The organism is Hydrogenophaga sp. SL48, assembly GCF_021729865.1.
Taxonomy (GTDB): domain Bacteria; phylum Pseudomonadota; class Gammaproteobacteria; order Burkholderiales; family Burkholderiaceae_C; genus Hydrogenophaga.
The window spans coordinates 4,578,198-4,590,230 of record NZ_CP063400.1 but is presented as its reverse complement, the minus strand read 5'-3'; the positions used below and the strand labels follow the sequence as shown (position 1 = coordinate 4,590,230).

The 12,033-nt window shown below is 67.9% G+C and carries 12 protein-coding genes; 3 read left to right on the top strand and 9 right to left on the bottom strand.

Annotated features, from left to right (window positions below):
• Window positions 1-40: 40 nt before the first annotated feature.
• The 7 genes from IM738_RS21705 to mnmG form a co-directional block, all read right to left on the bottom strand.
• Window positions 41-484, bottom strand: a complete 444-nt coding sequence (locus IM738_RS21705; protein WP_236963106.1) for a hypothetical protein — start codon at window positions 482-484, stop codon at window positions 41-43.
• A 59-nt stretch (window positions 485-543) separates the two neighbouring features.
• Window positions 544-1,095: an RBBP9/YdeN family alpha/beta hydrolase gene (locus IM738_RS21700; protein ID WP_236963105.1), complete on the bottom strand. Its 552-nt coding sequence runs from the start codon at window positions 1,093-1,095 to the stop codon at window positions 544-546.
• Window positions 1,096-1,119: 24 nt separating this feature from the next.
• Window positions 1,120-1,890: a ParA family protein gene (locus IM738_RS21695; protein ID WP_236963104.1), complete on the bottom strand. Its 771-nt coding sequence runs from the start codon at window positions 1,888-1,890 to the stop codon at window positions 1,120-1,122.
• Window positions 1,890-2,537, bottom strand: a complete 648-nt coding sequence (locus IM738_RS21690; RefSeq protein ID WP_236963103.1) for an NADPH-dependent FMN reductase — start codon at window positions 2,535-2,537, stop codon at window positions 1,890-1,892. Before IM738_RS21690 ends, IM738_RS21695 begins: the two co-directional genes overlap by 1 nt.
• Window positions 2,534-3,148 carry a LysE family transporter gene (locus IM738_RS21685; protein ID WP_236963102.1) on the bottom strand — a complete coding sequence of 205 codons (615 nt, stop codon included), beginning with the start codon at window positions 3,146-3,148 and terminating at the stop codon, window positions 2,534-2,536. The genes IM738_RS21690 and IM738_RS21685 overlap by 4 nt, the downstream gene beginning before the upstream one ends.
• Window positions 3,149-3,609: 461 nt before the next feature.
• The gene (gene rsmG, locus IM738_RS21680) at window positions 3,610-4,275 is read right to left on the bottom strand and encodes a 16S rRNA (guanine(527)-N(7))-methyltransferase RsmG (RefSeq protein ID WP_236963101.1); all 666 of its coding nucleotides are present in this window, start codon (window positions 4,273-4,275) and stop codon (window positions 3,610-3,612) included.
• Complete coding sequence (mnmG, locus tag IM738_RS21675; RefSeq protein WP_236963100.1) at window positions 4,272-6,269, bottom strand: tRNA uridine-5-carboxymethylaminomethyl(34) synthesis enzyme MnmG; 1,998 nt, start codon at window positions 6,267-6,269, stop codon at window positions 4,272-4,274. The genes rsmG and mnmG overlap by 4 nt, the downstream gene beginning before the upstream one ends.
• 160 nt (window positions 6,270-6,429) lie before the next feature.
• Here mnmG and IM738_RS21670 point away from each other — a divergent pair, with 160 nt between their 5' ends.
• Complete coding sequence (locus tag IM738_RS21670) at window positions 6,430-6,693, top strand: TfoX/Sxy family protein (RefSeq protein ID WP_236963099.1); 264 nt, start codon at window positions 6,430-6,432, stop codon at window positions 6,691-6,693.
• Between the two features lie 146 nt (window positions 6,694-6,839).
• Window positions 6,840-7,430: an NADPH-dependent FMN reductase gene (locus tag IM738_RS21665; RefSeq protein WP_236963098.1), complete on the top strand. Its 591-nt coding sequence runs from the start codon at window positions 6,840-6,842 to the stop codon at window positions 7,428-7,430.
• A 181-nt stretch (window positions 7,431-7,611) separates the two neighbouring features.
• Here IM738_RS21665 and IM738_RS21660 read toward each other — a convergent pair whose 3' ends face one another.
• Window positions 7,612-9,009 (bottom strand): AcvB/VirJ family lysyl-phosphatidylglycerol hydrolase, encoded by a 1,398-nt coding sequence (locus tag IM738_RS21660; RefSeq protein ID WP_236963097.1) that lies wholly within the window; start codon window positions 9,007-9,009, stop codon window positions 7,612-7,614.
• Window positions 9,006-11,573 (bottom strand): bifunctional lysylphosphatidylglycerol flippase/synthetase MprF, encoded by a 2,568-nt coding sequence (gene mprF, locus IM738_RS21655; protein WP_236963096.1) that lies wholly within the window; start codon window positions 11,571-11,573, stop codon window positions 9,006-9,008. The genes IM738_RS21660 and mprF overlap by 4 nt, the downstream gene beginning before the upstream one ends.
• Before the next feature lie 116 nt (window positions 11,574-11,689).
• On the opposite strand from mprF, the gene IM738_RS21650 reads away from it, so the two are divergent.
• Window positions 11,690-11,968 (top strand): YkgJ family cysteine cluster protein, encoded by a 279-nt coding sequence (locus IM738_RS21650; RefSeq protein WP_236963095.1) that lies wholly within the window; start codon window positions 11,690-11,692, stop codon window positions 11,966-11,968.
• Window positions 11,969-12,033 lie beyond the last annotated feature (65 nt).

Below are 12,033 nucleotides of genomic sequence, written 5' to 3'. Positions count from 1 at the left end.
TCTGGATCCTTTTGTTTGTTCTTGAACTGCGCCCAACGGGTCAGCGGTAGGTGGTCGGCTTGCCGGCCAGGCGATCGCCCAACCAGCCACGCTGCAACCAGAAAAACACCACGAATCCCGCCAGGACCCACCACCAGTTGGCGGTATCAAAGCCTGGTTGGTCTGCGCGCACCGGCAGTCGCGTGGCTTCCACGAGCAGGGCCACCTCGATCGCGGGCAACAGCCCCACGGCCGGTGTCAGCCATGCTGGAGTGGACTGCCACATCGAAACAGGCGCTCCATCGGTCGGGCGCAACTTTTGTCGCAAGCGCACAAAACGCAAACAGCAGCCCAGCCCAAACAAGGCGACCAGCACGGCCAGGTACGCCTTGCCGGTCAAAGCAGCAAGAGGCACGCCCAGCACCGAGGCCAACGTGCCCACGGCCTCGACCACCAGGAGCACACGGCCCTGGACAGCCGCCTTCGTGCGGGCCAACCAGCCCATGTTCTGCCCGGCTCCGGCCACCAGGAACTGTGGACTGCTCCTCGAACTGCGCAGCAGCCTCATCGAGGGCCTTGCACGGGGGTCAGGTCGCAGAGCATGGCCAGCCCCTCGGGCCAGTCGCCCAGGCCGGATTCGGCGTTGATGTGGCCGCGCTCGCCGAGGTCGATGAAGCGCGAGCCCCAGCTGTCGGCCAGGCTTCGGGCTTTGGTGAAGTCGCAGTACGGGTCGTTGCGGCTGCCGACCAGCACGCTGGGAAACGGCAGGCGCTGGCGCACGATGGGTGCCCAGCTGGGCAGCAGGCCGCACAGCTCCTCGCGTTCGGGGTCGCCCGGCGCGACCAGCAGCGCGCCCTGCACGCGGTGGGTGCTGCGCGAGACCTGCGCCCAGGCGGCGGTGAGGATGCAGCCCAGGCTGTGGGCCACCAGCACCACCGGGCCGTCGGTGCCGAGGATCACGTCTTCCAGTCGGGCGATCCAGTCACCACGCCTGGGGGTCATCCAGTCGTGCTGGTCGACGCGGCGGAAGCCGTGCCCGGCTTCCCAGCGGCTCTGCCAGTGGTCGGGGCCGCTGTTCTGCCAACCGGGCAGGATGAGGACGTTGTCAGACTTCATAGGGTGTTCAACGAAAGCCGGCGCTCACATCTGGTTGATGCGAGCCACCATCTCGGTGGCAAAGGCCACGAAGGCCTGGCTGCCGCGCGCCGACGGATCAAACACCACGCCGGGCAGGCCGTAGCTCGGCGCTTCGGCCAGGCGCACGTTGCGCGGGATCACGCTGTCGAACACCTTGTCGCCGAAGTGGGCCTTGAGCTGGTCGCTGACCTGCTGCTGCAGGGTGATGCGCGGGTCGAACATGACGCGCAGCAGGCCGATGATCTGCAGGTCGGGGTTGAGGTTGGCGTGCACCTGCTTGATGGTGTTCACCAGGTCGGTCAGGCCTTCGAGCGCGAAGTACTCGCACTGCATGGGCACGATCACGCCGTGGGCCGCGCACAGGCCGTTGAGGGTGAGCATGCTCAAGCTCGGCGGGCAATCGATCAGCACGAAGTCATAGTCGGCATCAACGGCAGCGAGCGCGGTCTTGAGGCGCTTGTCGCGTCGCTCCAGCTCGACCAGCTCGACCTCGGCACCGGCCAGTTCGCGGTTGGCGCCGAGCACGCTGTAACCGCATCTTTCGGACAGGATGGCGGCTTCGGCGACCGTGGCCGACTCCAGCAACACGTCGTAGACCGAGAGCGCCATGCTGCGTTTGTCCACGCCCGAGCCCATGGTCGCGTTGCCCTGCGGGTCGAGGTCGACCATCAGCACGCGCTGCCCGACCTTGGCCAGACCGGCGGCGAGGTTGACGGTGGTGGTGGTCTTGCCGACGCCGCCCTTCTGATTGGCCACACAGAATATCTTTGCCATCACGCCGTCTCTTTCGCGTCGAAGTGTTTGCCTTGTTCGGTCGCCCGATTCTGGAGTCCCGGTGAACCGGATCGCTCCCGAAGATGCCGCCCCACCGCCTGCAGCGCCTCCGTGATCAGCTCGCGATAGGGCGAGCTGGACGCCAGCTGTGGCGCGCTCAGGTCGCAGGCGGTGACAGGAATGCGCAGGCAGGCGCCGGGAATCAGGTCGGCGGCCATGGTGCGCAGGGTTTCTTTCAGAGACAGATCGGCGTGGTCCGCCCGGTGCGAGGGGTTGAAGACCGCGACGGGCTTGTCGGCAAACGGCGGGTATCCCACGAGCCAGTCCAAGGCGTTCTTGAGGGTTCCGGTGACACCGTGCGCGTATTCGGGGCTGGCAATGACCAGGGCGTCGGCGTCGTCAACAGCCGCCCACAGCGCCAGCACATGGGCCGTCGGCAAGGCCATTTCGTCGGGGTTGAACAAGGGCAGTTGCCCGAGCTGGTCAAAGGTCCTGAAAACCACCGGGTCTGGCACCGCCGAACAAGGTGCCAACAGCCCGGTGGCGTCCAGCAGGGCGCGGCTTCGGGACTGCCGGCGAAGGCTGCCGCACAGGCCGAGCAGCCTGCTGGGCCTGGAAGCCAGAGCGCGCTGGGCTGCGGATGTCATTTGGAGATGGCCAGCTTGATGCCGAAGCCGATGAGGAAGACACCAGCGAGCTTTTCCAGCGTGTGCCCGATCTTCGGGTTGGCGCGCATGCGCTCGGCCAGAAAGTGGGTCAGCAGGATGACGGTGACGCAGTAGGCCAGGGTCAGCACCGCGATGGTGATGGCCATGGCGCCGAAGGTGACCAGGCCCTGGTGCTTGGCCGGGTCCACGAACAGCGGGAAGAAGGCCATGTAGAAGACGATGGCCTTGGGGTTGAGCAGGGTGATGACAAAGGCCTGCCTGAAGTACTGGCGGGGCTGGATGTTGAGGATGGGCGCGTCGCCGGGCTTGGCGGTGAGCATCTTGAAACCGATCCAGGCGAGGTACGCGGCGCCGAGCCATTGCACGGCGTTGAAGGCGGCCGGGTAGGCGGTCAGCAGCGCGGCCACACCGGCCACGGCGGCCCACATGAGCACCTGGTCGCCAGCGATCAGGCCCAGGGTGGCCGCGAGCCCCCCTTTGATGCCGCCTTTGCCGGTGGAGGTGATGAGCGCCAGGTTGCCCGGGCCGGGAATGGCGAGGAACAGGATGATGGCGGCGACGAACGCGCCGTAGTCAGCGATGCCGAACATGGTGGGCTTTCTCTCTCGGGTGGAACGGGGAGTTTACGTGAGCGCTGTTTTCTTCTGCTTGGCTTTCTGGGGTTTGTGCTTCTGCGTGCTCTGAGATGTTGCTTACGAGGGGGCTGCGTCGCGTGGCTGGGCTCTGGTCTCGCTCGCAGGCGAATGGGGCTGGGCGCATCTGCCCGTGCGTCAACACCGCCCTGGGACGCCCACTCTGTGGCAACCGCGAATCGTCCCGCCGCCCCTCCACACGCCACAGCCCCCTCCAGTGGCGCAATGGCTTTCTTTCAGAACAACACCCGGGCGCTGCTCACAGGGCGGTTGCGATGTGCGGCGGCGCGCTCAGCAAGACATGCCGCGGAACCGGCTTTGCCGGGCCGCAAGCGGCACAGGGGGAGATTCGAATACCTGGGCCGGAGAACGCGCATGTCGCCATCGGCCTGGCGCGAGGTCTCAGCGAGAAACAGAACTCAAGCCAACGAAGCAGGCCGAAGCCACACGATGCACCGCTCAGCATCCAACCCCGGAACCACCAACTGTTCCACGTGAAACACCGACACCTCAGAGGGCAAGGCGGCCAGCTCATCCGCAGGGTGTTTGCCTTTCATCGCCATCCACACCGCCCCGGGTTTCAGCGCCGGACGCGACCAGGTGGTGAAGTCCACCAGCGAGGCGAACGCGCGGGAGCAGACCACGTCGTAACCACCGCCCTCTTCTGCTTTCAAGGATTCCACCCGCGCATGGATGCCGCGCAGGTTCGGCAGCTTGAGCGATGCCGCCACCTGCTGGATGAAGGTGGCCTTCTTGAGCACCGTGTCCACACAATGCACCTGAATCTGCGGGCAGGTGATGGCGATCACCACACCCGGCAGCCCGCCGCCCGAACCGACATCCAGCAACTTCACGGACTGCCCGCCGGTCTGGCGCAGCAGCGGCGGGATGGCGGCGAGGCTGTCCAGCAGATGGTGGGTGAGCATTTCCTGCGGGTCGCGCACTGCGGTCAGGTTGTAGACCTTGTTCCACTTGGCGATCAGGTCCTGGTAGGCCAGCAACTGGTCGATCTGTGCGGCCGACAAGGCCAAGCCGAGTTGATTCAGCCCAGCCTCCAGGGCCGGCTTCAAAGCCGATGAACTCATGCGCCCTGCTCTTCCGTCAAACGCGCGAACCCCTTGAAGCCACCTTTTTTCAGGTGAATCATCAACAGCGAAATGCTGGCCGGGGTGATGCCCGAGATGCGTGCGGCCTGACCCAGGGTCTCCGGCCGGTGTTTCGCCAGCTTCTGCCGCGCCTCGAACGACAGGGCCGTGACCTGCGCGTAGTCCAGCTCGGCCGGCAGCTTCAGGTGCTCGTGGTGCGAGGCGCGCTCCACCTCGTCCTTCTGGCGGTCGATGTAGCCCGAGTACTTGGCCGCGATCTCCACCTGTTCCACCACCGGGTCGTGCAGCTCGCCCAGTGTTTCACGTGAAACCACCGGACGGGCGTCTTCATCGTCCGGCCGAGCCACCGGGTGGTACTTGCCCCCGTCCATGCCCAGCAGGTCGGCGTAACCCACGCCCGGGCGGCGCAGCAGGTCGAACAGGTTGTGTTCGTGTTCGATGGTCTTGCCCAGCACCCGCTCGCTCTCGGCCGCCGGCAGGTTGCGCGGGTTCACCCAGGTGGACTTGAGGCGTTCGGTTTCCCGCGCCACGGCGTCGCGTTTGCGGCTGAAGGCGTTCCAACGCGCGTCGTCCACCAGGCCCAGCTGACGACCGACTTCGGTCAAGCGCATGTCGGCGTTGTCTTCGCGCAGCTGCAGACGGAACTCGGCCCGGCTGGTGAACATGCGGTAGGGCTCGGTCACGCCCTGAGTCACCAGGTCGTCCACCAGCACACCCAGGTAAGCCTCGTCGCGGCGCGGCAGCCAAGGCGCCTCGCCTTTCACCTGCAGCGCGGCGTTGAGCCCGGCGAACAGGCCCTGGGCGGCAGCTTCTTCGTAGCCCGTGGTGCCGTTGATCTGACCGGCGAAGAACAGGCCCTGGATCTGTTTCGTCTCGAAGCTGTTCTTGAGCGAGCGCGGGTCGAAGTAGTCGTATTCGATGGCGTAGCCCGGGCGCAGGATGTGGGCGTTTTCCAGCCCCGGCATGCTGCGCACCAGCGCGTACTGAATGTCGAACGGCAGGCTGGTGCTGATGCCGTTGGGGTAGACCTCGTGCGTCGTCAGGCCCTCGGGCTCCAGGAAGATCTGGTGGCTGTCCTTGTCGGCGAAGCGGTTGATCTTGTCTTCCACGCTCGGGCAGTAGCGCGGACCCACGCCCTCGATCTTGCCGGTGAACATGGGGCTGCGGTCGAAGCCGGAGCGGATGATCTCGTGCGTGCGCAGGTTGGTGTGGGTGATCCAGCACGGCACCTGTTTCGGGTGCGGCACCGATTGCCCCATGAAGCTGAACACCGGCACCGGCTGGTCGGGGTTCATGCCGCCGGGCACGCCGTCGCCGGGCTGTTCGGTGCACTTCGAATAGTCGATGCTGCGGCCGTCCAGGCGCGGCGGCGTGCCGGTTTTCAGGCGCGCCTGCGGCAGTTTCAACTCCTTGAGCCTGGCCGAGAGCGACACGGCCGGTGGATCGCCCGCGCGGCCAGCGGCATAGTTGTTCAGGCCGACGTGGATCTTGCCATCCAGAAAAGTGCCCGCGGTCAGCACCACTGTGCGGCTGCGGAATTTGATGCCCACCTGCGTGACGGCGCCCACCACCCGGTCGCCCTCCACCATCAGGTCGTCCACCGCCTGCTGGAACAGCCACAGGTTCGGCTGGTTCTCCAGCATGCGGCGGATGGCGGCCTTGTACAGAATGCGGTCGGCCTGGGCGCGGGTCGCGCGCACCGCAGGGCCTTTGCTGCTGTTGAGGATTCGGAACTGGATGCCGCCCTCGTCCGTGGCCAGCGCCATCGCCCCGCCCAGCGCGTCCACCTCTTTCACCAGGTGGCCCTTGCCGATGCCGCCGATGCTGGGGTTGCAGCTCATCTGGCCCAGCGTTTCGATGTTGTGCGTGAGCAGCAGCGTGGTGCAGCCCATGCGCGCGGCCGCCAGCGCGGCCTCTGTGCCGGCGTGGCCACCACCGACGACGATGACATCAAACTCTTGGGGGTACAACATGAAACGGCTCCAGGGACACAAGCGGGGGGTCTGTGCCCGACAATGCAGGCGGCGATGTTTCACGTGAAACACACCCCGGCGGACCAGACCCGGCCCGGCGGAAAGCCCGCTATTTTCCCATCAACCCGCCTTTGCCGCTTCTTTGCCGATGAGCATGCCCTTGCGCCACCCCCTGCCGGGACTCGGCCCCAAGTCGCTGGCCATGCTGGCCGCTGCGGGCATACCGGACCGCACGGCGCTCGAACGGCTGGGCGCGGTGGCCGCCTACCTGCAAGTGAAACGTGCCGGTCAGCCCGCCAGCCTCAACCTGCTCTGGGCGCTCGAAGGTGCGCTCACCGGGCAACCCTGGCAGACCGTGGCGCGCGAGGAGCGCACCCGCCTGCTGCTGGCGCTGGACGCGGCCCAAGAAGCCACACGCCGGTGAACCGGCTTCTGCTTGCTCGTCGCCCCTCGGCACAACGTCACACAGCGCTTGACCCATAGACAGTCCAGCCCAAGCGGGCGGCGCCGTCAAAGGCCAACATGGCAGGCGCAGGAATCCTGCGCAGGTACGCTGCCACAATCGATCGCATGAGCACCTCCACCCCCCTCCTCGTCTTCGCGGGCAGCACGCGCGCCCAGTCCTTCAACCGCAAGCTGGCCACCCAGGCCGCCGCCCTGGCCGGCGCGGCCGGCGCGCAGGTCACGCACATCGAGCTGGCCGACTTCGACGTGCCGATGTACAACGCCGACCTCGAAGCCCAAGGCACGCCGCGCGACGTCGTCAGGCTCAAGGAAATCTTCTTCGCCCACCCGGCGTGGCTGGTGGTCTCGCCCGAGTACAACGGCAGCTACACCGCGCTGTTGAAAAACACCATCGACTGGGTGTCCAGCCCCATCAAGGGCGACCCGAACTGGTCGAGCGGCACCAAGCCCTTCGCGGGCAAGGTCGTGGGCCTGCTCTCGGCGTCGCCCGGCGCGCTCGGGGGCCTGCGCAGTCTGAGCCACCTCGCACCGCTGCTGATGAACCTGCAATGCTGGGTGGCGCCGAAACAGTTCGCCCTGTCCAAGGCCGGGGACGCGTTTGATAGCGAGGGTCAGCTGGTCGCCGAGTCCGCCCGCAGCAGCGTGCAGGGCGTGGTGGATCAGGTCCTCAACGCCGCACAGCGCTTGAACGGCTGACACGGCGCAGCGCAACGGAACGCACGGCATGTCAAAGTGCCGGCCCCCGGCTGCTCACCTTGCCGGAGCGCGAAACGCGCCGCATGAGGTGACCCGCCCCAGGGCACCGCCGGGCCGGCTTCGCCGGACGGCCAGTGCCGCCCCCTCGGGGGGTCGCGCGCAGCGCGGCGGGGGGGCCGGTCTAAGGCACCTTGGCTTGTTGCAATATTTGCTCGGCCAGCAGCTCGTAGTTGCCGCCGAAGTGGTGGTCGCCCTTGAGCTGCACCGGGGTCACGAGTTCGGTCGGGGTCGTGGGGCAGATGGTGTCGCGGTCGTCGCTGCCGTAGAGGCAGGTGGTGGTGGCGGCCGACAGGCTGGCCAGCTCGGGCTTGAGCCGCGTGCCCAGGTGGTTGCGCACCACCCAGTTGGACAGCTTGAACTCGAACGAGGCCTTCTCGCCCGGCCCGATCAGCACCGTGTGCACCACCAGGCTTCGGGAGGCGCTGGACAGCCGGTTCAGCGCGAACGGCAGCACGTCGGCCCCCTGGGAGTAGCCGACCAGCACCACCCGGCTCTTCTTCCACTGCCCGGCGTAATGGCGCAACAGGCGGTCCATGTCGGTGGCCAGCCCCTGAGGCGTGCGCAGCTTCCAGAAATAGCGCAGCGAGTCCAGCCCGACCACCGGCACGCCGCGCGCGGCCATGACAGCGGCCACCTTCTTGTCCAGGCCGGCCCAGCCGCCGTCCCCCGACACCAGCACCGCAAACACGTCGGACGGCACGCTGGACGGCACCTCCACCAGCGGCAGATCGGCGATGTCGCTGCCAGCGCCCTGCGGCTTGACCACCACCCCCGCCGCGAGCTGGCGGTAGGCGGCCTGGTAAGCCGGCAGCGCACCCTTGCCGGACAGCACACCGTGTTCGATGGCCCCCGGCAGCGGCACGAGCTCGGCCCCGGGCACCTGGGCCACGAAGGCCTGGGCGGCCCTGGCCTCGCACACCTTGTCGTCACTGCCGTGCAGGGCGATCCACGGCGCCCGCAGCTTGCCAGCAGGCAGCAGAGTGAGCGCACGCTTGTCGCTACTCTGCCTGAAATGAACCCCATCGCCCTTGCACAAGGGCTTGGCAAACACCAGCTCGGGGCAGAAGCCCGCCGACAGGACGCCGCCGAAAGTGCCTTCGGGCGCCTGGGCGTTCAAGGCGTAGGCCAGGCTGGCGCCCGAGCCCTGCCCCACCAGCAGCGGCGGGTAGTAGGCCCGCAGCTGCGCGTAGCCCTGCAGGAAGTGTGAGAGGTTCTCGAAATCGCCGTCGGGCAGCGCGCAGTCGCCGCCGTCTTTCTCCAGCAGCGCCAGCAGCTGCGGCGTGTTCACACCCGCCACGACCGCGCCCTGCTCCACCAGCGGCTTGGTCATCGCGGTCATGGCGGGCGTCCAGCCCGCTTCGCCGGAGAGCAGGATGGCGAACGACTTCACCTCGCCCTTGGGGCGGTAGAGCTGCACGTCCTTGAAGCGGCCGTGCGAGATTTTTTCCTGCGCCTGGGCCAGACCCGGCGCGCTCAGTGCACAACAAAACGCCAGCAAGGCGGTGGCAAAGGTGTTCATTTGGACATGACCCGTCGGAAGCCACCGGCGATCAGGGCGGCGATGTCGGTGAGGATGATGAAGGGCGCCAGCCCGCCCGGCGCGGTAAGGTAACGCGGCTCCCAGACCGGATCGAACTTCGCCTTGAAGGCGCGCAGGCCCTGGAAGTTGTAGAAGTTTTCGCCGTGGTTGAAGAGCAGGCGCGCCAGGCGCTGCCAGTGGGGCGCCAGCGGGTGCTGGGCCATGCCCGACAGCGGCACCATGCCGAGGTTGAAGCGCTGGAAGCCCTGGGCCTGGAAGTGCAGGATCACCTGGGCAAACAGGAAATCCATCGAACTGCGCGGCGCATCGGGCAGCTGGCGCATCAGGTCCACGCTGGCTTCGATCTTCTGGTCGGTGCACATCAGGGTGGCAAACGCCACCGCCCGCCCCGCCTGACGCACCAGCGCGACCGGCTGGCCCAGCACATAGTCGCGCTGGAACGCGCCGAGCGAAAAGGCCTTTTCGGCCGTGTTGTGGTCGTTCAGCCAGGCGTCCGAAATCGCCTGCAACTCGTCGAACACCGGCGCCACCGCGCCGGGCGCCAGCACCTCGAAACACAGGCCTTCGCGCTGCGCACGCGCCACGCCGTGGCGCAGGTTGGCGCGGGGCTTGCCCTGCAGGCTGAAGCCGGGCAGGTCCACCAGGGCGCACTCGCCCAGCTTGTAGACGCGCAGACCGGCGTCCAGGTAGACCGGCAGCGCCTCGGGGCGCACCTGGTAAAACGCCGCCCGCCCGCCGGACTCGCGGGCCTGCTCGACGAAGCGCCACACCAGCTCGGGCCACTCGCTCGCGGGCCCCACCGGATCGTACAGCGCTACCCAGGAGCGGCCACGCCGGCCGAACATGACAAATGCCCGCTGCGACTCGGAGACCATCAGGCTCTTGTCGCCCATCATCACCAGCCCCGCGCCCGCCGACCCCTGCGCGCGCACGATGCGCGCGGCCTGGTCCAGTGCACCGGCGCTGGGTTTGATGAGCGCCGGATGGGGCCGGCGCAGCAGCTGGACCAGAGCCACGAAAAACGCCATCAGCGCCACCGCCACCATGGCCCGCAGCGAGCGCGGCGCGTGGCCGTCGAACGCGAACTGCCACCAGACCTGGTTCACGTAGGCGACGTCGCGGTAGACAAAGAACAGCAGGGCACCGGTGGCCGCCACCACCACCGCCACCGCGGCCAGCCAGCCGCCCGTGAAGGCCTGCGAAAACAGCGCCGCCTTGCGGTTGAACTGCCGGCGCGACAGCGCCAGGCTCGCCGTCAGCACGCTGAGCAGCACCGCCTCGGACACCGCGATGCCCTTGGGCAGGCAAAGCACCAGGCTCACCAGCGCGAGGATCAGGCCCACCCACCACGACGCGTCGAGCCGCAGGAACATGCCCCGGGCCACGAACAGCAGCGCCAGCCCGATGATGCTGCCCAGAAAGTGGGCCGCTTCGACGATGGGCAGCGGCATGAGCTGCGCGAGCAACGCGGTCGCGTCTTCATTGGCCGGCGTCACGCCCGACACCAGGAGCATCACGCCGACCACAAAGGTGAACGCCGAGAGCAGCAGCGGCGACAAACTCGCCGCCGCCCGCACCACCGGCGTGGCGGCACCGCGCTGCAGCTCGGACAGCACCAGCAAGCCCAGCGCCAGCACCAACGGCAGCAGGTGGTACACCGCGCGGTACAGCACCAGCGCGCTCACCAGCTGGTGGGGCGGCACCTGCTGGCCCAGGGCCAGCAGCATCACCGACTCGAACACCCCCAGGCCTCCCGGCACGTGGCTGATCACGCCCAGGGCGATGGCCAGCGAATAGAAACCCACGAAGGCCGGGAAGCCGATCGCCCCCTCGGGCAGCAGGAACCACAGCGCCGCCGCCGCCGCCACCACGTCCACGGCCGAGATCAGCAGCTGCTGGGCGGCGATGGACGCACTGGGCAGGCGCAGCGACCAGCCCGCCAGGCGCAGGTCGTCACCCCCGCCACGGCACATGCCCACAAAAACCGCAGCGGCGACCAGCACCGCCACACCCAGGGCCTTCAGCAGCCCGGCCGACAGCCCCACCATGGCCGCCACCGCACCGGCGCCCCACACCAGCGAGGCCGCCCCCACCACCACGATGCCGATGGTGAAACCGATGGCGTTGAACGCGATGGCGCGGGTGATCAGCCCCGCCTCCAGCCCCGCCGCGCCATACAGGCGCATGCGCACCGCACCGCCCGTGAGCACGCCCAGCCCCATGGTGTTGGACAGCGCATAGGCGATGAAAGAGGTTTCGGCGACCACCCGGTAGGGCAGCCGGGCGCCCGCGTACCGCAGGGCGGAGCGGTCGTAAAAGGTCAGCGCCAGAAAGCTCAGCGCCGTGGCCAGCACCGACAGCAGCAGGGTGGCCGGCGGCGTGCCGCGCACCGCCTCGACGATGGCGCCGTAGCTCAGCTCCACCATCACCTTGTGCGCCGCCTGCACCAGCAGGGCGCCCAGCAGCAAGGCGAGCGCGGCGTACATCCAGATGCGCCAACGGGTCAGTTGCGCAATCAGCAGTTCTGGGGTGGGGATCTTCACGGGGTGGGCCGGGGCATCGAGCGGGTACAGAGGGTCATCGGCAGGCCCACCCGAATCTCAAGCCGGCGGCCGAGTGTAGCGCCCGACCCGCGGTGAACCCATGACAATCGGGTGCCATGCCAGCAACTTCCGCACCCACCCTCGCCTGCCGACCCGGCTGCGCCGCCTGCTGCATCGCGCCGTCCATCAGCAGCCCGATGCCGGGCCTTCCGGGCGGCAAACCGGCAGGGGTTCCCTGCCCGCACCTGGACGAGGCCCTGCGCTGCCGCCTGTTCGGCCGGCCCGAGCGGCCGAAGGTGTGCGGATCACTGCCGCCCAGCCGGGAGATGTGCGGCGACACCCGCGAACACGCGCTGCATTTCCTGGAGCGCCTGGAGCAAGCCACCCGCCCATGACAAAGGCCCGCACGAGCGGGCCTTGAACAAACAGCACTGCGAAACAAGCCTCACCGGAGGCGAGT

What these genes read in the sequence shown, in the direction of transcription:
- IM738_RS21705 (WP_236963106.1), bottom strand. Translation starts at nt 484, where the DNA reads ATGGGCTGGTTGGCCCGCACGAAGGCGGCTGTCCAGGGCCGTGTGCTC.
- IM738_RS21700 (WP_236963105.1), bottom strand. Translation starts at nt 1,095, where the DNA reads ATGAAGTCTGACAACGTCCTCATCCTGCCCGGTTGGCAGAACAGCGGC.
- IM738_RS21695 (WP_236963104.1), bottom strand. Translation starts at nt 1,890, where the DNA reads ATGGCAAAGATATTCTGTGTGGCCAATCAGAAGGGCGGCGTCGGCAAG.
- IM738_RS21690 (WP_236963103.1), bottom strand. Translation starts at nt 2,537, where the DNA reads ATGACATCCGCAGCCCAGCGCGCTCTGGCTTCCAGGCCCAGCAGGCTG.
- IM738_RS21685 (WP_236963102.1), bottom strand. Translation starts at nt 3,148, where the DNA reads ATGTTCGGCATCGCTGACTACGGCGCGTTCGTCGCCGCCATCATCCTG.
- rsmG (WP_236963101.1), bottom strand. Translation starts at nt 4,275, where the DNA reads ATGAGTTCATCGGCTTTGAAGCCGGCCCTGGAGGCTGGGCTGAATCAA.
- mnmG (WP_236963100.1), bottom strand. Translation starts at nt 6,269, where the DNA reads ATGTTGTACCCCCAAGAGTTTGATGTCATCGTCGTCGGTGGTGGCCAC.
- IM738_RS21665 (WP_236963098.1), top strand. Translation starts at nt 6,840, where the DNA reads ATGAGCACCTCCACCCCCCTCCTCGTCTTCGCGGGCAGCACGCGCGCC.
- IM738_RS21660 (WP_236963097.1), bottom strand. Translation starts at nt 9,009, where the DNA reads ATGAACACCTTTGCCACCGCCTTGCTGGCGTTTTGTTGTGCACTGAGC.
- IM738_RS21650 (WP_236963095.1), top strand. Translation starts at nt 11,690, where the DNA reads ATGCCAGCAACTTCCGCACCCACCCTCGCCTGCCGACCCGGCTGCGCC.